The 19,489-nt window shown below is 67.2% G+C and carries 17 protein-coding genes; 8 read left to right on the top strand and 9 right to left on the bottom strand.

Translation table 11 applies throughout. From position 1 onward, the window contains the following. Positions 1 to 19: 19 nt before the first annotated feature. Positions 20 to 427 carry a hypothetical protein gene (locus E5P3_RS21795; RefSeq protein WP_162587863.1) on the bottom strand — a complete coding sequence of 136 codons (408 nt, stop codon included), beginning with the start codon at positions 425 to 427 and terminating at the stop codon, positions 20 to 22. Between the two features lie 25 nt (positions 428 to 452). Next, positions 453 to 686 (bottom strand): CsbD family protein, encoded by a 234-nt coding sequence (locus tag E5P3_RS21790; RefSeq protein ID WP_068682991.1) that lies wholly within the window; start codon positions 684 to 686, stop codon positions 453 to 455. 189 nt (positions 687 to 875) lie between these two features. On the opposite strand from E5P3_RS21790, the gene pncB reads away from it, so the two are divergent. The 5 genes from pncB to E5P3_RS21765 are packed head-to-tail and all read left to right on the top strand — an operon-like array spanning position 876 to position 7,017. Then, entirely contained in the window at positions 876 to 2,087 is a 1,212-nt protein-coding gene (gene pncB, locus E5P3_RS21785; protein ID WP_162587862.1) for a nicotinate phosphoribosyltransferase, read from the top strand. Continuing rightward, positions 2,084 to 3,514 (top strand): sodium:proton antiporter, encoded by a 1,431-nt coding sequence (locus E5P3_RS21780; protein ID WP_162587861.1) that lies wholly within the window; start codon positions 2,084 to 2,086, stop codon positions 3,512 to 3,514. The genes pncB and E5P3_RS21780 overlap by 4 nt, the downstream gene beginning before the upstream one ends. A 2-nt stretch (positions 3,515 to 3,516) precedes the next feature. Then, complete coding sequence (locus E5P3_RS21775; protein ID WP_162587860.1) at positions 3,517 to 4,503, top strand: 2-hydroxyacid dehydrogenase; 987 nt, start codon at positions 3,517 to 3,519, stop codon at positions 4,501 to 4,503. A gap of 7 nt (positions 4,504 to 4,510) precedes the next feature. Further along, positions 4,511 to 5,860 carry a DNA recombination protein RmuC gene (locus tag E5P3_RS21770; protein ID WP_443083259.1) on the top strand — a complete coding sequence of 450 codons (1,350 nt, stop codon included), beginning with the start codon at positions 4,511 to 4,513 and terminating at the stop codon, positions 5,858 to 5,860. After that, positions 5,857 to 7,017 (top strand): MFS transporter, encoded by a 1,161-nt coding sequence (locus E5P3_RS21765; protein ID WP_162587859.1) that lies wholly within the window; start codon positions 5,857 to 5,859, stop codon positions 7,015 to 7,017. Before E5P3_RS21770 ends, E5P3_RS21765 begins: the two co-directional genes overlap by 4 nt. 82 nt (positions 7,018 to 7,099) lie before the next feature. On the opposite strand, the gene E5P3_RS21760 is transcribed toward E5P3_RS21765, so the two are convergent. The 3 genes from E5P3_RS21760 to earP form a co-directional block, all read right to left on the bottom strand. Then, positions 7,100 to 7,966, bottom strand: a complete 867-nt coding sequence (locus E5P3_RS21760) for a TIGR00730 family Rossman fold protein (protein WP_162587858.1) — start codon at positions 7,964 to 7,966, stop codon at positions 7,100 to 7,102. A gap of 181 nt (positions 7,967 to 8,147) precedes the next feature. Next, positions 8,148 to 8,702, bottom strand: coding sequence for an elongation factor P (gene efp / locus E5P3_RS21755; protein WP_068683006.1), 555 nt, complete (start codon positions 8,700 to 8,702; stop codon positions 8,148 to 8,150). A 131-nt stretch (positions 8,703 to 8,833) separates the two neighbouring features. Then, complete coding sequence (gene earP / locus E5P3_RS21750; protein WP_162587857.1) at positions 8,834 to 9,904, bottom strand: elongation factor P maturation arginine rhamnosyltransferase EarP; 1,071 nt, start codon at positions 9,902 to 9,904, stop codon at positions 8,834 to 8,836. A gap of 64 nt (positions 9,905 to 9,968) precedes the next feature. Here earP and uvrC point away from each other — a divergent pair, with 64 nt between their 5' ends. Genes uvrC through E5P3_RS21735 form a run of 3 tightly spaced genes read left to right on the top strand, consistent with a single transcriptional unit; the run spans position 9,969 to position 13,429 of the window. Continuing rightward, complete coding sequence (gene uvrC, locus E5P3_RS21745) at positions 9,969 to 11,933, top strand: excinuclease ABC subunit UvrC (RefSeq protein ID WP_162587856.1); 1,965 nt, start codon at positions 9,969 to 9,971, stop codon at positions 11,931 to 11,933. Between the two features lie 45 nt (positions 11,934 to 11,978). Then, a complete protein-coding gene (gene pgsA, locus E5P3_RS21740; protein ID WP_162587855.1) occupies positions 11,979 to 12,545 on the top strand; it encodes a CDP-diacylglycerol--glycerol-3-phosphate 3-phosphatidyltransferase in 567 nt (188 codons plus the stop codon). Further along, positions 12,542 to 13,429, top strand: coding sequence for a DMT family transporter (locus E5P3_RS21735; RefSeq protein WP_162587854.1), 888 nt, complete (start codon positions 12,542 to 12,544; stop codon positions 13,427 to 13,429). Before pgsA ends, E5P3_RS21735 begins: the two co-directional genes overlap by 4 nt. 33 nt (positions 13,430 to 13,462) lie before the next feature. Here the strand turns inward: E5P3_RS21735 and E5P3_RS21730 are convergent, their stop codons facing one another. The 4 genes from E5P3_RS21730 to E5P3_RS21715 form a co-directional block, all read right to left on the bottom strand. Next, the gene (locus E5P3_RS21730; protein ID WP_162587853.1) at positions 13,463 to 14,848 is read right to left on the bottom strand and encodes a DUF5666 domain-containing protein; all 1,386 of its coding nucleotides are present in this window, start codon (positions 14,846 to 14,848) and stop codon (positions 13,463 to 13,465) included. A gap of 10 nt (positions 14,849 to 14,858) precedes the next feature. Next, positions 14,859 to 15,695, bottom strand: coding sequence for a DUF6502 family protein (locus tag E5P3_RS21725; RefSeq protein ID WP_162587852.1), 837 nt, complete (start codon positions 15,693 to 15,695; stop codon positions 14,859 to 14,861). A 116-nt stretch (positions 15,696 to 15,811) separates the two neighbouring features. Next, a complete protein-coding gene (locus E5P3_RS21720; protein ID WP_232073258.1) occupies positions 15,812 to 16,360 on the bottom strand; it encodes a GspH/FimT family pseudopilin in 549 nt (182 codons plus the stop codon). After that, complete coding sequence (locus tag E5P3_RS21715; RefSeq protein ID WP_162587851.1) at positions 16,357 to 19,470, bottom strand: pilus assembly protein; 3,114 nt, start codon at positions 19,468 to 19,470, stop codon at positions 16,357 to 16,359. Before E5P3_RS21715 ends, E5P3_RS21720 begins: the two co-directional genes overlap by 4 nt. Positions 19,471 to 19,489: the final 19 nt, after the last annotated feature.

Raw genomic sequence — 19,489 nt, 5'->3', positions numbered from 1 at the left:
ACGTGGCGCCGGGCGCCCGTCACTTCTTCGCATGCATCGCCTTGATATCCGCCTTGGCTTTGGTCTCGTCGGCCTTGGCCTGCTTCTCGCAAGCGCTCTTGGCGTCACCCTTCTGGTCGTCGCATTTTTCCTTGGCGACCTCGTAGGTGGCTTTCACCTTTTCTTCCTCGACCTTGCGGGCGTTGGAGTCGCTGGGCTTGTATTGCTGCTCGAGTTCAGCCTTGGCCACGTTCTCCTTGCCCTTGGCTTCCTTCTGGCAGACGTCCTTCGCGTTGTCCTTCATGGGGTCGCATTTGGCCTTGTCCGCCTTGTAGGACGCCTCGATCCTTTCCTTGGCGGCCTTGTATTCGTCCTGGGTCATCGCGCTGGCCTGCGTCGCCACCAGGCATGACGAGGCAATTGCGAGCATAAGCAGATGTTTTTTCATGGATTTGCTCCTTGGTGTTGCCAGATCAATACTTCTCGAACCAGAGCGCCTCGGGCGTGCGGCCCTCGCGTGTCTCCCAGTCCTTGACCTGCTTTTCGGCTTCGTCCCGGCTGATGCCGTGGCGTTCCTGGATGCGTCCGAGCAACTGGTCGCGCTTCCCAGCGATGACATCGAAGTCGTCGTCGGTCAGCTTGCCCCACTGCTCCTTGACCTTGCCTTTGAGCTGCTTCCAGTTGCCTTCGATGGTGTCTTTGTTCATTGACCTATCTCCTTCAAATGAGGGGTTTTTGTCGCTGACCGATTGCTTGCTGGCCGGCGTGGAATGACTCTGGCTTGCAGGTCCGGATCCAGCGGTAGGACGCTCGGGGAAGGGGCCGTAGGCACATGCCGACGTGCCCCGTGATAATCGGACGCACGCAGCAACAGGACACCAGCGCGCCGCATCATCATGATCATCCACAGCCTGCTCGACACCGACCTCTACAAGTTCACGATGATGCAGGTGGTGCTGCACCACTTTCCGGGCGCGCGCGTGGAGTACCGCTTCAAGTGCCGCAATGCAGACATCGATCTGGCACAGTTCGCCTCGCAGATCCGCGAGGAGGTTCGCCACCTGTGCTCGCTGCAGTTCCGTGATGCGGAGCTGAGCTATCTGCGATCGATGCGCTTCATCAAGAGCGACTTCGTCGACTTTCTCGGGCTGTTCCGCCTCAACGAGAAATACATCAAGATCACTCCGCTGGCCTCAGGGGAGCTCGACATCCGCATCGAGGGGCCCTGGCTGCACACCATCCTGTTCGAGATTCCGGTGCTGGCGATCGTCAACGAGGTCTACTTCCGGAGCACCCAGCCCAGGCCCGATATCGCCGAGGGCCGCCGGCGCCTCGAGACCAAGTTGACGCAGTTGCAGGAACAGGGGCTGCAGGACCTGAAGATCGCCGACTACGGCACCCGCCGCCGGTTCTCGAAGGATTGGCACGAGGAGGTGCTGCGTACCCTCAGCGCCCGGCTCGGCCCAGTAACCTCGCCGCCGCAGCGCAGCCTCGAGAGATCGCCGCAGTTCGCCGGCACCAGCAACGTGCTCTATGCCATGAAGCTCGGCCTGATCCCGCTGGGCACCATGGCGCACGAGTACCTCCAGGCCTGCCAGGCGCTGGGTCCTCGCCTGCGCGACAGCCAGGTCTTCGGCTTTGAGTCCTGGGCGCGCGAGTACCGGGGCGACCTGGGGATCGCGCTGTCGGACGTCTACGGCATGACCGCCTTCCTGCGCGACTTCGACCTGTACTTCTGCAAGCTGTTCGACGGCGCCCGGCACGACAGCGGCGATCCCTTCCAGTGGGGGGAGCGCATGCTCGCCCACTACGCCGCCAACCGCGTCGATCCGCGTACCAAGACCCTGATCTTCAGCGACAGCCTGACGGTCCCGCGCACCATCGAGCTCTACCAGCAGTTCCGCGGCCGCTGCCAGCTCGCCTTCGGCATCGGCACCAATCTCACCAATGACCTGGGGTACGAGCCGCTGCAGATCGTGATCAAGATGGTTCGCTGCAACGACCAGCCCGTGGCCAAGCTGTCCGACACGCCTTCCAAGAACATGTGCGACGACGAGCGCTACCTGGCCTACCTGCGCCAGGTCTTCGAGATTGCCCAGCCCGCATGACAGCTTCGTACGCGCCCACCAGATTCCTCCGCCTGCTGGTCTCCGTTGCGCTTCCTGCCCTGTTACCTGTCACCGCCTTCGCAGCCGAGTTCGACGGTGGCGGTTTGTCTGCATGGTGGGGCTTGCCCTTCGCCGGCATCCTGCTGTCGATCGCGCTGATGCCACTTCTGGTGCCTTCGTTCTGGCACCACCACTACGGCAAGGTTTCCGCGGGCTGGGCGCTGGCCTTCCTGCTGCCTTTCGCGGCCATCCACGGTGTGAGCCTGGCCGCCGCCCAGCTGCTGCATGCGCTGCTGGCCGAGTATGTCCCCTTCATCATTCTCCTGACCGCGCTGTTCGTCGTCGCCGGCGGCATCCACATCCGCGGCAACCTCCACGGCACGCCAGGACTCAACACCGCGATCCTGGCGATCGGCGCGGTGCTCGCGAGCCTGATGGGCACGACCGGCGCCTCCATGCTGCTGATCCGGCCGCTGATCCGCGCCAACGACAACCGGCGGCACCGCGTGCACGTGGTCGTGTTCTTCATCTTCATCGTCTCCAACGTGGGCGGCTCGCTGACGCCACTGGGCGATCCGCCGTTGTTCCTGGGCTTCCTGAAGGGGGTGGAATTCTTCTGGACGGCGCGCAACATCCTGCCCGAAACCCTGTTCATCGTCGGGATCCTGCTGGCGCTGTTCCATGCGCTCGACCGCTGGTACTACCGCAAGGAGGGCGTGCTGCCCTTCGATCCCACTCCCGACACGCGCCGCCTCGGCTTCGATGGCGCGGCCAATTTCTGGCTGTTGGGCGGAATCGTCTGCCTGGTGCTGATGAGCGGCCTCTGGAAATCGCCCATCAGCTTCGACGTTCACGGGACCCGGGTGGGTTTGCCGGGCATCGTGCGCGACATCGGCCTGGTCGCGACCACGCTGCTCTCGCTCAGGATCACCGCGCCCCAGGTGCATGCCGACAACCAGTTCGGCTGGGCGCCGATGGCGGAGGTGGCGAAGCTCTTCGCCGGGATCTTCCTCACCATCATCCCGGTGATCGCGATGCTCAAGGCGGGCGTCCAGGGACCCTTCGGCGCCGTCGTCTCGGCCGTGACGCGGCCCGACGGCCAGCCCGATCCCGCGATGTACTTCTGGGCCACCGGCGCGCTCAGCTCCTTCCTCGACAATGCACCCACTTACCTCGTGTTCTTCAACACGGCGGGCGGTGATGCGCAGGCACTCATGAACACCTATGGGTCGACCCTGGCCGCGATTTCGGCCGGCGCCGTGTTCATGGGCGCGAACACCTACATCGGCAATGCGCCCAACCTGATGGTCAAGGCCATCGCGGAAAGCCGCGGCGTGCGCATGCCGAGCTTCTTCGGCTACATGATGTGGTCGGGCGCCATCCTGGTGCCGCTGTTCATCCTCTCCACCTTCATCTTCTTTCGTTGATCATGAGCAAACCCAAGATCCTCGTCGCCCGTTCGGTCTTTCCCGAAACCATCGCCCGGCTGGAAGCGCACTTCGAGGTCGAGTCCAACCAGGACGACCAGAGCTGGAGCAAGGCCGAGCTGATCCAGAAGCTCCAGGGCAAGCAGGGCGCCTTCACCACCGGCAGCGAGCGCATCGATGCCGAGGTGCTGGCCGCCTGCCCCGAGCTGAAGATCTGCGCCAACATGGCGGTCGGCTACAACAACTTCGATGTCGACGCGATGACCGCCCGCGGCGTGCTCGCCACCAACGCGCCCGACGTGCTGACCGAGACCACGGCCGACTTCGGCTTCGCGCTCATGATGGCCACCGCGCGCCGCATCACCGAAAGCGAGCATTTCCTGCGCGCCGGCAAGTGGGAGAAGTGGAGCTACGACATGTTCGCCGGCTCTGACATCCACGGCGCCACCCTGGGCATCATCGGCATGGGGCGCATCGGCCAGGGCATTGCCAGGCGCGGCGCGCACGGCTTCGGCATGAAGGTGATCTACCACAACCGCTCGCGGCTCGACGCGCGGCTCGAGGCCGAGTGCAAGGCCAGCTACGTGAGCAAGGAAGAGCTGCTGAAGACGGCCGACCACGTGGTGCTCGTGGTGCCCTACTCGCCCGCCTCGCATCACACCGTCGGCGCCGCCGAGCTGGCCCTGATGAAGCCGACGGCCACGCTGGTCAACATCGCCCGCGGCGGCATCGTGGACGATGCGGCACTGGCGCAGGCGCTGCGCGACAGGCGCATCGCGGCGGCGGGGCTGGACGTGTTCGAGGGCGAGCCCAAGGTGCATCCGGCGCTGCTCCAGGTCCCGAACGTCGTGCTCACGCCCCATATCGCGAGCGCCACCATCCCGACGCGGCGCGCGATGGCTGAGCTGGCGGCGGACAACCTGGTCGGATTCCTGGTCCACGGCAAGCCGGTCACCCCCCTCAATCCCGCAGTACTGGGAGGCAAATAGACCCGTCATGCCTGTGCCGGAAACCTGGATCCTGATCGGCCTCGCGGCGCTCAACATCGTCCTGCTGCTCTGGCTGCTGCTGCGCAAGCCGCCAGCTCCCGACCACAGCACCCTGGTCGCCACGCTCGGCGCGGCCAACGAGCGCATCGAGCGTGAGCTGCGGCACGAGATCGGTGAGTCCTCGCGTGGCGCGCGGCAGGAGACCAGCCAGGCCTTTGCCACGTTCCAGCAGGCGCTGGTGCAGCAGGGGGCCGAGGCCACGCGCACGCAGAACGCGCAGATCGATGCCTTCGCGCAGCAGCTGTCCCTCCTGCAGAAGACACTGGCCGACACGCTCAATACCCAGCTGCAGGGGCTGTCCGAGTCGAATGCCCGACGGCTGGCCGAGGTGCGCGCGACCATGGAGACCCAGCTTGCGCAGCTCCAGCAGAGCAACACCGCCAAGCTCGACGAGATGCGCAAGACCGTCGACGAGAAGCTGCAGAGCACGCTTGAAGCCCGGCTGGGCGAGAGCTTCAAGCAGGTGGCCGACCGCCTGGAGCAGGTGCACAAGGGCCTGGGCGAGATGCAGACGCTGGCGGTCGGCGTCGGCAGCCTGCAGCGCGTGTTGACCAACGTGAAGACGCGGGGCGTGTTCGGCGAGGTTCAGCTCGAGGCCCTGCTCGAGCAGGTGCTCACGCCCGAGCAGTACGCCCGGCAGGTCGAGACCAAGCCGCGCAGTGGCCAGCGGGTGGATTTCGCGATCCGCTTTCCAGGCCGCGGCAGCGATGGCGCGCCGGTCTGGCTCCCCATCGATGCCAAGTTCCCGCGCGACGACTACGAGCGACTGCTCGACGCCCACGAGCGCATCGACGCCGGCGCTGCGGAGCTCGCGGCTCGCGCGCTGGAGGCGCGCATCCGCACCGAGGCGCGCTCGATCGCCGAGAACTACCTCGCGGCGCCGCACACCACCGACTTCGCGATCCTGTTCCTGCCGGTCGAGAGCCTGTATGCCGAGGTGCTGCGCCGTCCCGGGCTGATGGACGCCATCCAGCGCCAGCACCGCGTGACGCTGGCGGGGCCGACCACGCTGCTGGCGATGCTCAACAGCCTTCACATGGGCTTTCGCACGCTCGCGCTGGAGCAGCAGGCCTCCGAGGTGTGGAAGGTGCTCGGCGCGGTCAAGACCGAGTTCGAGCGCTACGGCGAATGGGTGGCGCGCATCAAGGAGCAGGTGGCCAAGGCCTCCGACACGCTCGACAAGGCCGACACCCGCGCCAAGCAGATGCGCCTGGCCCTGCGCAAGGTAGAGGCGCTCCCGGAGGCGCAGTCGCAGGCACTGCTGCCGGCCGCCGACGACGGCGAGCTGGCCACGTGAGCGGTGAACTGCTGCGCCTGATCGCGGCGCAGATCCTGCTGCACGCGGCCATGACCGGCATGCGTCTCGGCGCGCCGTTGCTGGCGCTTCAACAGGGCTACAGCGCGGCGGCTGTGGGCCTGCTGATCGCGCTGTTTGCGCTCACCCAGGTGTTCCTGGCGCTGCCGGCCGGGCGCTTTGCCGACCGGCACGGGCTCAAGCGTCCGCTCATGCTGTCGGTGATCGCTGCCTCGTCGGGAGCCGCGCTGGCGGCCGTCCTGCCCGCGTTCCCGGTGCTGTGCCTGTCGGCGCTGCTCACCGGCGGCGCGACCGGCGCGGCTGTCATCGCGCTGCAGCGCCATGTCGGGCGCGCGGCGAGCAACCCGGCGCAGCTCAAGCAGGTGTTCAGCTGGCTGGCGATCGCCCCGGCGGTGGCCAATTTCGTGGGCCCTTTCGGCGCCGGCCTGCTGATCGACCATGCGGGCCGCAGTCCCGCCGATCTGCCGGGTTTCCGGATTGCGTTCGCCGCGCTGGCACTGCTGCCACTCGCCGGCTGGTTCTTTGCGCGGCGCACGCAGGAGCTGCCCCCCATCGCTCCGGCGGAAGGCGGGGCCAGGCCGCGTGCCTGGGACCTGTTGCGCCAAGGCATGTTCCGGCGCCTGCTGTTCGTGAACTGGCTGCAATCTTCCAGCTGGGACGTGCATGCCTTCCTGCTGCCCATCCTGGGCCACGAGCGCGGGCTCGGTGCATCGGTCATCGGGTCCATCCTCGGCGCCTTTGCCATCGCTGCGGCGGTGATCCGCATCGTGCTGCCGCTGATCGCCGCCCGCGCGTCGGAGCGAAGCGTGATCGCCACGTCGTCCGTGATCACGGCGCTGGTGTTCTCGGTCTACCCGCTGCTGTCCTCGGCGCTCGCGATGGGGATCTGCTCGGTGGTGCTGGGCTTCGCGCTGGGCGCCGTGCAGCCGATGGTCATGAGCATGCTGCACCAGATCACCCCGCACGAGCGGCACGGCGAAGCGCTCGGGCTGCGGCTCATGGCCATCAACGCCTCCAGCGTCGCCATGCCGATGCTTTTCGGGTCGATCGGTGCGCTGATCGGCGTCGGCGGCGTGTTCTGGCTGGCAGGCGGAGTGGTGGCGCTGGGGACGCGGGCGGTCTGGGGACTGAAGGCGTGAGCCCCCGCCCCTGCCGTTCCGAAGGGGCGCGTACCGCAGCCAGGGCGAGGTACTCCAGTGAGCCCGCGCGCGCCAGTCCCGCTCAGAGCTTGTAGAAGCGCTTGATCGCGTCCCACGCGTCCAGCGGCGTGTCCACGTACTCGATGAGCTTCACGTCCTCGGGGGAGATGACGCCTTCCTCGGCCAGAAAGTCGAAGTTGATCAGTTGCTTCCAGTAGTCAGAGCCGAAGAGCACGATCGGTACCGGCCGGGCCTTGCGGGTCTGGACCAACGTGATCACCTCGAACAGCTCGTCCAGGGTGCCGAAGCCGCCCGGGAAGGCCACCAGCGCCTTCGCCCGCATCATGAAATGCATCTTGCGGATCGCGAAGTAGTGGAACTTGAAGCTCAGCGCCGGCGTGACGTACGGATTGGCTTCCTCCTCCATCGGCAGCGCGATGGCCAGGCCGACCGAGAGTCCGCCGCCCTCGTAGGCGCCGCGGTTGGCGGCCTGCATGATCCCGGGGCCGCCGCCGGTGCAGACGAAGAGCTTGTCTTCCGGGTCCTTGTCGTCGCTGTACTGGGCGATCAGCTTTCCGAGGGCGCGCGCCTTCTCGTAGTAGTGCGAGCTGCGCGCCAGCCTGCGCCAGCGCGCGGCGGCCACGGCGTCGCCGGCGGCGTCGGCCTGGGCGATCAGGGCACCGGATTCCTCCTCGCTGCGGAAACGCGCGCTGCCGAACACCACCACGGTGTTCTCGATGCCGTGGGCACGCATCTCGAGGTCGGGTTTCATCAGCTCGAGCTGCATGCGCAACCCGCGCGTTTCCCGCCGCAACAGGAACTCGGGGTCGGCAAAGGCGAGTCGCGAGGGATCGGCATTGAGAGGAAGGCCCTTGTCCGCATGGGCCTGGAGGGTGGCCCAGGCGTCGGCGAGGCGCTTGTTGTGGAGGTCGTGTGCGTTGTTGGGCATGGTCTGGTGCGGAGATCGGCCTAGGATTGTGCGCGCTGCACGACCCGGCCTGCATTCCTGGAGCAGCTCGGTCAGAAGCGTCCGTGACGCCCGTCACCTTCGAGAAGGGGCGGTGTCCATGAGGTCTAGCGTACGCAAAAAAGGCTCCCGAAGGAGCCCTTGACGCGAATGCGGGAGCCGCTCAGACGCGCTTGCGGTATTCGCCCGTGCGGGTGTCGATCTCGATGCGATCGCCCTGGGAGACGAACAGCGGCACGGGGACCTCGAAGCCGGTGGCGATCTTGGCGGGCTTCAGCACCTTGCCCGAGGTGTCGCCCTTGACGGCCGGCTCGGTCCAGGTGATCTCGCGTTCGACGCTGGTGGGCAGTTCGACCGAGATGGCCTTGCCGTCGTAGAACACCACTTCGACCGGCATCCCGTCCTCGAGGTAGTTGAGGGCGTCACCCATGTTCTCGGCCTCGACCTCGTACTGGTTGAACTCGCTGTCCATGCAGACGTACATCGGGTCGGCGAAGTAGGAGTAGGTGCACTCCTTCTTGTCGAGCACGATCTGTTCCATCTTGTCATCTGCCTTGAACACGACTTCGGTGTTGAAGTTGGCGATCAGGCTCTTGAGCTTCATGCGCACGGTGGCGGAATTGCGGCCGCCGCGGCTGTACTCGGTCTTGAGCACGACCATTGGGTCCTTGCCGTGCATGATCACGTTGCCGGCGCGGATTTCTTGAGCGATTTTCATAGTCAGGGTCTCTGGATGTTGGCCGCTCGGTGTGTCTGGGCCTGGATCCTCTGACACATTCACCGCGGCGGGTTCAGCGGATGCAGCGGCACCTGGGCTAGGCCGGCCGGAAATCCGCAAAGCCCGCAATTCTAACTTTTTTGGGCGACGAACCGCCGCAATCGAGTCACAAGGCCGTCCTGTTCGAGCAGCCGATCGCGCGCGGCGGCCGTGGCTGCCTGCCACGGCGCCAGGGCCGACGGGCCGAGGTCCGGCAGTTCCCCCTCGGCCATGCCGTTCCAGAGGTGGTGAAGGCGGCGCAGCACGGGCGGAGCCTCCAGCCAGTCCAGGAAGGCGTCGAGCTTGGTGTGGTGGGCGTCGTCGTCCTGGGCGTAGATCTGCCACACGAAGGGCGCGCCGGCCCAGAGTGCGCGCACCAGCGAGTCCTCGCCCCGCACGAAGTTCAGGTCACAGGCCCACAGCAGGTGGTCGAAATCGGCCTGGGACAGGTAGGGCAGCCAGTGGATCGACAGCGCGCCGCGCTGGGCGGGTCCGGGCGGCAGGGCACGGGATGCGCGTCCGGCGGTCACCAGCAGGCGAGTGGGCTCGCCCGCTTGCTCGAAGCGTGCCAGCAGGGCCCCGAGCGCCGGCGGTTCGTAGCAGAAGAGGCAGACCAGGCGCTCGCCGTTCCAGAGGATGTTCTGCTGCGCGAGCCAGGCGGCGCGGTCGAAGCGCGCGCGGCGCGCCGGCAGGTCTTCCTCGCGCAGCAGCCCGCCCGTCGCGCGGGTGAAGCCGGGATAGAAGAAGTGCTTCGTCAGGCCCGCGCCTGGGCCCTTGAACACGGGCGAAGGCAGTCCATGCAGGCGTTCGACGTAGGGCTCCGCGGAAAGGTATTCGAGATTGAGCCAGACCCGCCGCGGCGTGCCCTGCGGGACGGGTTCCGCGAAGCGCGCGACGAGCTCCGGCGCGGGGTCGCAGCCGAAGGCCTCGATCAGCACGTCCGGCGGGGGCTCGGCGCCGGCTTCCCGCGCTGCGCCGGCCTCGGTCCACGTGACCACGCGGACCCCCTCGTGCCCCTGCGGCGCCATCCATGCCAGTGCCGACGGGTCGTCGATCCACAGCCGGACCGCGTCGCCGGCGGCCGCGAGCCCGCAGGCCAGCCGCCAGCACACGCCGGCGTCGCCATGGTTGTCGATGACCTTGCAGAAAATGTCCCAGCGCATCGCGGGATACTCTACAGCCCGTTCCCCGCAACCGGCCGCGCTCGCGCCAGCACAATAGCGCCCGATGTCAGACACGCATTCCGACCAATTGCTCAGCGAGGTTGCGGCGCTTCCGCAACTGCCGGGCGTCTACCGCTATTTCGACGCCGCGGGCGCGGTGCTGTACGTGGGCAAGGCGCGCAACCTGAAAAAGCGCGTGGCCAACTATTTCCAGAAGAACCACGCCGGCACGCGCATCGGCCACATGATCTCGAAGATCGCCCGCATGGAGACCACCGTGGTGCGCTCCGAGGCCGAGGCGCTCCTGCTCGAGAACAACCTGATCAAGACGCTCAAGCCCCGCTACAACATCCTGTTCCGGGACGACAAGAGCTACCCCTATCTGAAGATCGCGTCGCATGCCTTCCCGCGCCTGGCGTACTACCGCGGATCCGTCGACCGCAAGCATCGGTACTTCGGCCCGTATCCGAGCGCCTGGGCGGTGAAGGAATCGATCCAGCTGCTGCAGAAGGTCTTCAGGCTGCGCACCTGCGAGGACACGGTGTACGCCAACCGCACGCGGCCTTGCCTGCTCTACCAGATCAAGCGCTGCACCGGCCCGTGCGTGGGCTACATCACGCCCGAGGCCTATGCGCAGGACGTGGCGAATGCCGAGGCCTTCCTGCTGGGCGACACGCAGGCGGTGCTGTCCCAGCTCGAGGCGCGCATGACGGCGCATGCCGAGAAGCTGGAGTTCGAGCAGGCGGCCGAGCTGCGCAACCAGATGTCGGCGCTGTCGCGCGTGCTGCACCAGCAGTCGATCGAGATCGCCTCCGACAAGGACGTGGACATCCTCGCGGTCAAGGTGCAGGGCGGCAAGGCCTGCGTCAACCTCGCGATGGTGCGTGGCGGCCGGCACCTGGGCGACCGCGCCTACTTTCCGGTTCACATCGAGGATGCGGCGCAGATGGAGCAGGGTGCCCAGGACGTCGAAGGCGAGGAGGCCCCGGGCGCCTTTGCCGGGTCGGTCGAGGTCCAGGTGCTCGAGGCCTTCGTCGCCCAGCACTACATCGACGTGCCGGTGCCGCCCACGCTGGTGCTGAGCGAGCTGGTGAACCGCGAGCTGATCGAAGCCATCTCGCAGCAGGCCGGCACGCGGGTGACGGCCGTGTTCCAGCCGCGCGAGCAGCGCCGGCACTGGCTGGAGATGGCGCAGACCAACGCGGGCCTGCAGCTCGCGCGCCTTCTGGCCGAGGAAGGCTCGCAACAGGCGCGCACGCGCGCGCTGGTGGATGCGCTGGAGCTCGCGCCGGACAACCTCGACAACTTCCGCGTCGAGTGTTTCGACATCTCGCACACGGCGGGCGAGGCCACGCAGGCTTCCTGCGTGGTCTTCGAGCATCACGCGATGCAGAACCGCGAGTACCGCCGCTACAACATCGAGGGCATCACGCCGGGCGACGACTATGCCGCGATGCGCCAGGTGCTTCATCGCCGCTACGGCAAGCTGGCCGAGGCGATGGCAGCAGAGACCGATGCGCCGCCGGCGGGCGATGCGGCCGGCGCCGGCAGCGATGCCCGGCCGGGCACGCGTGGAGCGCGCATGCCGGACCTGGTGCTGGTCGACGGCGGCAAGGGCCAGGTGTCGATGGCGCGCGAGGTGTTCGGCGAACTGGGGCTGCCGCTGTCGCTGATCGTCGGGGTGGAGAAGGGCGAGGGGCGCAAGGTGGGCCTGGAGGAATTGGTCTTTGCCGACGGGCGCGACAAGGTGTACCTCGGCCGCGACTCGGCGGCCCTGATGCTGGTCGCGCAGATCCGCGACGAGGCGCATCGCTTCGCCATCACCGGCATGCGTGCGAAGCGCGCCAAGGTGCGGGTCGGCGGCAGCCAGCTCGAGGACATCCCCGGCATCGGGCCCAAGCGCCGGGCGCGGCTGCTGCAGCGCTTCGGCGGCATCCGCGGCGTGGCGGCCGCGAGCGTGGAGGACATCGCATCGGTCGACGGCATCGCCTTCGAACTGGCGCAGGAGATCTACAGGGCGCTGCACTAGCCCGCGAAGCGGGCAGGCCCCGGGGCGAGCCATATACTCCTCGCCATGTTCTGGACGCTCCCCACCATCATGACGTGGACGCGCATCGTCGCGATCCCGCTGATCGTGGGGGTGTTCTACCTGCCCCTGAGCGAGCCGATGCGCAACATCGTGGCCACGGTGCTGTTCATCGTGTTCGCCGCCACCGACTGGCTCGACGGCTTCCTTGCACGGCGGCTCAACCAGACTTCTGCCTTCGGCGCCTTCCTCGATCCGGTGGCCGACAAGTTCCTGGTGTGCGCCTCGCTGCTGGTGCTGGTGCACCTGAACCGCGCCGACGTGTTCGTGGCCCTGATCATCATCGGCCGCGAGATCGCCATTTCTGCCTTGCGCGAATGGATGGCGCAGATCGGCGCCGCCAAGAGCGTGGCGGTCCACATGATCGGGAAGATCAAGACCGTCGTGCAGATGGTCGCGATCCCGTTCCTGCTTTTCGATGGCGTCCTGTTCGGCGTGATCGACACCGGCACCTGGGGCCAGTGGCTGATCTGGATCTCGGCCGTGCTCACGGTCTGGTCGATGGTCTACTACCTCCAGAAGGCCGTTCCGGAGATCCGGGCCCGCGCCAAATGACGGCGGCCGAGGCGCCGGCTTCTTCGGGATGGGTGCGGGCCATGCCCGTGGTCTTCGTGCTGATCTGGAGCACCGGCTTCATCGTGGCGCGTTACGGCATGCCCTATGCCCCGCCGCTCAAGTTCCTGGCGGTGCGCTATGCGCTGTCTGTGCTCTGCTTCCTGGCCTGGGTGTGGGCAGCGCGCGTGCGCTGGCCACTCGAGCGTGCGCAGTGGGCGCATCTGGCGGTCACCGGCATCCTGATGCAGGCGGGCTATCTCGGCGGCGTGTGGGCCGCGGTCCGCGCCGGCATGGGCTCGGGGCTGGTCGCCCTGCTGGTCGGCATCCAGCCCGTGCTCACGGCCGTCTGGCTGTCGATGCACGGTGGCGCGATCTCGCGCCGCCAATGGGCCGGCCTCGCACTGGGCTTCACCGGCCTCGTGCTGGTGGTGCTGCGCAAGCTCGGGCAGGGCGGGGAAGTGAGCGCGCTGACCATGGGGCTGGCGCTGATGGCGCTCCTTTCCATCACCGCGGGGACGCTGTATCAGAAGCGCTTCGTCGCACCGTGCGACGTGCGCATCGCGGGCGCGATACAGCTCGGGGCGGCGCTGCTGGTCACGCTGCCCTTCGCGGCCCTGGAGGCCGACAGCATCCAGTGGAACCTTTATTCGGGCGGGGCGATGGCCTGGTCCGTGCTGGCCTTGTCGCTGGGCGGCAGTTCGCTGTTGTACATGCTGATCCAGCGCGGGACCGCCACGGCCGTCACCAGCCTGCTGTACCTCGTGCCGCCCTGCACCGCGCTGATGGCCTGGCTTCTCTTTGCCGAGCCGATCACGGTGGCCACGCTGGTGGGCATCGCGATGACGGCGGTGGGCGTGAGCCTGGTCGTGCGCGGCGAGCGCTGAAGCCCCTCGGGCGCATTCGCCGGCGGGTCATCCTCAATCGAAGCTGACCTGCCGGGCGACCAGCACGCCGTTGACGATCTGCGAGCCCGATACCGTCACTCTTGCGCCGTTGAACAGATTGGCCACGGTGCCGTTGACGAAAGCGACGCCTGGGCCGCTGGCGTCCACCTGCTGGCCGCGCACCAGGAAGCTCGCCGGGGAGCTGTAGCCGGCCACCGGGCCGATGACCTTGAACGATGCCGGCCCGCCAGTCCCCGGAACATGCCTGATCATGAGCTTCGTCGCGACGAGGACGCCGCCTGTCATGGTGCCGCCGACTTCCACCTTCACGCCGTTGCCGATGGCATTGGCAGGGCCACCGGTGATCTGCGCCGAGGCGGCATCGACCGTCGTGCCCAGCAGCCGGAACGAGGCCAGTGCCGCGTAGTCGGTGATGATGCCGGCCAGCTGAACCGGCGTGCTGCTCGCCTGCGGCACCGTGTGCCACGCTTCCACTACCATGGCCGACAGCACGCCCGGCGTTGCCTGGGCGGCGGCACGCACGCGCACGATGGCGCCGTTCGCCAGGGTGCTGGCGTCGATGCCGCCCCTGAAGGAGGCCGTGCCGTAGTCGACGCTCAGGCTCCCCAGCGTGAAGACGCGCGAGCCGGTGTTCAGGTTTTGCACCGTGCCGGTGGCGATCGGCGCCGAGTTCGCCGGATGCTGCTCGACCCGCGTGGCGCGAAGCACGCCGGGTGCGGCGGGCAGGCCCCAGACCTGAACCGCTGCGCCCGGCAGCAGCCCGGTCAGGCCCGTCGCCGTGGCCCACACCGTTGCTTCGTCCGTGGTCACGGTGGTGCCCATGAGGGAGAAGCTGCCGCCGGCAAGGTCCACGCCGGCGATCGGTCCGCGCAGTTCCGCGGCGGATGCCACATGCTTCGCGACGCCGCTGGTGAAGTCGGCGTTGAAGGGGCCGGTGACCTTGGCGGTCATGCCGATCTGCAGGGCCGGGGCGTCCTCGACGCTGAAGATGGCGCTGTCGGTGTCGTAGCGCAGGCCATTGACGATGATGCTGCCCAGGCCGTCGACCCCGCCGATGCCCACGGCGTCCGCGGTGCTCACGCCGGTGCCGCCCGATCCGACGCCCGAGTCCTCGCCGCCGGCAGCGGTCGTCGTGGAACCGTCCGATGTGCCCGATCCATCTGCGGCATCTGTTCCATCCGGTGCGCTCGCTCCATCTGCGGATGTCGACCCGCCTTCGGATGCCGACCTGCCGTCGCCACCCGAGGCGTCGCGGTACAGGCCTCGGAATGCGGTACCCGACGACACGCCGCTTGCGCCGACGGGAGCGAAGCTGCCGCCGTCGCTGCCACCTCCGCACGAGAGCAGCAGGGTCATCGATGCTGCGATCAGGCAGCTTCGCACGAGGCTGTTCTTCATTCTTTGTCCCCTATTGCGCCGTCCCGGGCACGCCGGATCCCGGCTCGGCCGGCGTGGCCGATTCGGCCTCGTAGTAGGTGTAGATGCCGACGCGGATTCGGCCCGATGCGTTTCCGGCGACCGAGGCGACGGCTCGTGTCATCTCGTGCGTCAGCTCGTGATGCAGGCTGCTCCAACGTTGCCGGACCAATTGCTCGATACCTTGGCAGTCCTGCAGGGTCACGCCGTTGGCGTAGACCGCGCGCTCGAGCATGGGCGCCCGTTCGCCCAGGGTGTTGGAGACGGCGGCCAGCAGGTGATCTCGGGCGTTGTCGCCGAAGAAGGCCAGCATGGACTGCAGATCCTTCGCGGGCACAAAGGCGTCGGCCGTGATCTCGACGTGGCCTTCGTGCTCGGCCACCATGTTCAGGCGGGCCAGCTCGTCCAGGATGGCGCGATGGTGCATGTTGCCGCGGCTGGCTTGCCTGGCCACCGTTTCGAAGGAAGGCACGCCGGCTCCGGCCACGACGGGCAGGCGCCGGTGCTCGGGATGCTCGGCCAGCATCTGCAGCCACAGGGTGAAGGTCTTGGCGGCCGCCGACATTTCGGTATGGGGCAGGGTTTCACCCAGCTCGCGGACCTTGGCCGTGACGGCCTTGCGGTTGAGCCCCGTCGATACCGAGAGTTGGCTGATGTTGGGGTTCTTGACGCCCTGGGCCTGCCAGGAACGGCGCGCCTCGTCCAGCAGCAGGTCGCGCAGCATTTCCTCGAGATGGGGATGCTTGACTCCCATGGCCAATGCGAGCCGGACCACCGGGCGCATGACGCGTGCGCAGGCTGCAAGTGCCCAGGCGAGCTGGTTTTCCATGTCAGTGAGGGGCCCGCCCCATGCCTAAGCTCCGTTGTTGTTGTGGCGCCGAAGGGGACTCGGCCGGCCGATTTTGCATGTCGCCGAGCATCGCATGAAAAATCCCTCGCCCGCCTTCAGGCGCAGGTGCCGAGCGCCGTCCGCGTGATCGATGCCCTCCCGGTGGCGCTGATCTTGACCACGCGTTCCTGGCCGCCCACGCTGGGGCTTGCGCGGCAGATGGTAAAGGTGGCCTGGCTGGCGCCGACGCCGGTGGACTCGAAGGTCAGCGAGGTGGTGCCGCCGCCTTCCGTGAGCTTGTAGCCCGCGGCGGCCGCCGGCTGCTGGTGGATGACCGTCGCGCCGCTGAGCACGATCCAGCCGGACTCCCAGCCGCCGGAGGTGCTGCAGCTGGTGCCATTGGCCGACGCGCACATCGTGACTGGGGCGTTGCGCTTGATCGCCTCCGTGCGTGCCAACTGACTGCCGGCCATCAGATCGGTGGCGTACGAAGTCAGTCGGCTGGAAAGGCGGATTCCATCGAAGGAGGGCACGGCCACTGCGAGCAGAATCGCCAGCACCGTGATCGTGACCATCAGCTCGATCAGGGTGAAGCCGCGCGGGCGCCTGCCCGAACGGTGTCCGAGCCTCCCCGCGCGCGAGCGATGGACGTCTGCAGCGCTCACTTCTGGATGAACCAGTAGACCCGGCCCTTGGGCTGGCGGAAGGCGGCTTTGCCGACAGCCTCCTTGGGGCTCAGCACGGAGTCCCGGCTGCCTCCGATGACCACGTCGCGCTGGCCGCCGTTGTCGTCCCTGACCCGGCCCACGAAAGGAGAGGGGGCCAGACCGCCACCGACGATCACGTCGGAACGCGCCCCTCCCTGCGGGGGCGAGGCGTCGAGATAGGAGACGTTGTAGACGTTGGCTGTGCCGAGGTCGGCGCGGCAGGTCTGGCTCTGCCTGGAGGGGTCGGTCGGTATGTGGGTGCTGAACGTGGTGGTGCCATAGGCCGTGACGGACGAGGTCACGACCTGCTCGCCAGCCGCCAGCGCCAGATACCAGCCCTTCTTGGCCGCCAGTTCGGTGCCGGTCGGCGTCGACGTGCCCGTGATCGCCACCAGCGACTGGTGGCACAGCACCTTGACGGCGCCGCAGCGTGCGGGTTCGGCGTTCAGCCAGGTGTCGTCGGAGGGCTTGTCCACCAGCATGTAGAAGCGGTTGGCAACGGACAAGGCATTGCTGTAGTACTGGAGTGGCTTCTCGCGGTCGCCCGAGCCCAGGAGCAGCACGTACACGCCGTTGTCCTCGACGACGTCCGGGCCGAACATGAACTTGCGGTTGGGGGTGCAGCCCACGGCATCGTCGCAACCCAGCGAGGCGAGCGTCATCATGGTCCAGGCGCCGGGTGCCGCGTCCTTGATGTCGATGCGGTAGACGTTGCCGCCCAGGTCGGCCGCGTAGGCGTACTTCGCCAGGCCCGTGGCATCGGTGACGATCGTGACCTCGCCGGACACCGCGCGGTTCGTGGTGAAGGTCTTGAGCACCGTACCCTGGTTGGCATCGAGCACATAGACCTTGTTGCCCTTGGTGCTCGAACTGCAGGCTTTTGCGGGGTCGTTCGTGTCGACGTCCTCGCACTTGTCGTAGCCGCCGCCGAAGACCAGCAGCGGTCCGCTGCTGTAGCCCGAGGCTTTGACGACCTTCGGCGCCGACCAGGTCTGGCCGATGCCTTCGAAGCCGGTGTCGCATCCGGTGTCGTTGTCCTGGTTCGGGCAGCCCTTGCGCCACTTGAGCGTGGGCGCCGTCGGGCTCGACACGTCGAATGCATAAAGCGCGCGACCGCCGCGGCGCATGGTTGCGAACAGCCAGGTATCGCTGCCCTGCCGGTAGGCGGAAACCGGGCCATCCATGCCATAGGGCTTGGGTGCAGCGGCGCCGGTGGTCGTGGCCGCGGTCTGGGGATAGTTGATGCGGACGGTGTTGTCGCGCAACCGCTTCAGGCTGCCGTAGAACTCCGGCGGGATGAACGACCACAGCTCGCTGCCGGCAGGGGCCGAACCGAACAGTGTGCTCGTGGTGCTGCGATTGCCATTGATCGCGCGCAGGGCGCCATCGTTGCCGCCATAGAACACCACCACTTGCGGCGCTGCATCGGTGCCGTAGTTGATGGCCACCGGGCGCGAATGGACCACGTCGCCATGCACCGATGGGCGCATGTCGGGGTAGGTCAGGGGATTGCCGTTGGAATCCTTCAAGGGGTTGCCGCTGCTGTCCAGCCTCTCGTCGCCCTTGTTGTCCTCGCCGCGGACCCAGTTGACCAGGGTGTTGCGGTCGGCGTCGGTCGCTACGCCGACGGCCGAGCGCGTCACATTGCCGGTGCTGAAGTCGATCAAGCCGGTGCAGGCACCAGGCGCGCACGTCTTGACGTTACGAGCGGCCACCGTCATGTGTCGCAACAGATAGCCCTGGGCACCCTTTTCCACGATGTTGCCGTCAGGACTGTCGGCGACTTCCTTGCCGATGCAGTCGCCGGCCGGACGGAAACTCCAGTACTTGTCGGTGTCGCTGCGCGCGGGGGTCCAGAAGCTGCGTGCGCAGGGAGCAATGAAGCCGGTTTCGGTGTTGATGGCGTTGGCATCGTCGGCGTCCTGCAGGATCAGCTGCTTGTTTCCGTCCAGGCCCAGCTTGTACTGCTTGAGGTTGCCGTTCCAGCGCGGCAAGGCATCCTGGTCGGGGCGGAACATGCCGACGAACACCTGGTTCAGGTAGGTGCCTTGCGTGTTGACGCTCACGGGCAGGCTCACCGAGGAGAACACGCTGTTGACGGACTGGATCTTGCTGAAGATGTCGTTGAGCGCGTCGCCCAGTGCCGCGCCCAGGTCGGGCTTTGTGGTCAGGTCGTAATACTCGCCTTTGCTCTGGCCGGCCATGCTCTTGAGCAGCGCGGTCCAGCCGGGCCCCTGGCCGCCGGCTGCCGCGGCGGCCTCGATGGTGTAGACCTTCACGCCGAGGCTGGTGTTCAGGAACTTGGCCCATTCATCCGCCATGTTGTCCTGCGATCCGCTGGGGCTCAGGGTGATGGTGGTCGTCGTGCCGCCGGCAGCCCGCAGCGCATCGGCTGCCGTCTTGGTGTCGCTGGTGTTGTCCTGCGGAGCGCCGTTGCTGATGTAGATGACGTAGGTGCCGGTGCAGTGGGCCGTGTTCGGGCTGTTGTAGGCCGTACCGTTGAATGCGCTCAGGGCGTTGCCAGGCAATGCGTAGATGGCCCTCGACGCCGCGGTGCCCGTGACGTTTCCGGTGTAGTCCGTCTTCAGCTTGTTGTTGCCGGCCATCGGCTCGCCGCCGGTGAGGTAGCGGTGGATCTCCACCATGGTCTTGCCGACCTTGCCGCCATTGGACTTGTCGTCGAGCTTGTCGAGCCTGCCGGGACTGCCCTGGCGAAAGAGTTCGCCGTACTTGAGCTTGGTACCGTCGTCCAGCGTGCGGACAGCGGCGCGCACATAGGCCCCGTCGACGTTGGAATTGCCGTTGCCTGTTTCGCTGAACATCATCAGGCCGACACGGAACCTGTTGGGCTTGAGGCTTGCGAAGGCGCTCGCCAGGGCCGTCATCTCAGCGTCGAAGGGCTGGTTCCAGTTGGCGGTGTTGTCCAGCACGAAGATCACGTTGGGAAGATCCGTCACGGCCGGCGTGTAGCCGGTGAACAGGTCGATGTCCTCCGCCCGCGCTGGTGCCGCCAGCTGCAGCGCCAGCAGGGCAGCGGTCCACAAAGGGTTGAGAAAGTTCTTTTTCATTTGTCGAACCTGTTCATCG

Source organism: Variovorax sp. RA8 (genome assembly GCF_901827175.1).
Classification (GTDB): Bacteria; Pseudomonadota; Gammaproteobacteria; order Burkholderiales; family Burkholderiaceae_C; genus Variovorax.
The sequence above is the reverse complement of the archived record's forward strand: the minus strand, read 5'-3'. Positions and strand labels throughout refer to the sequence as shown.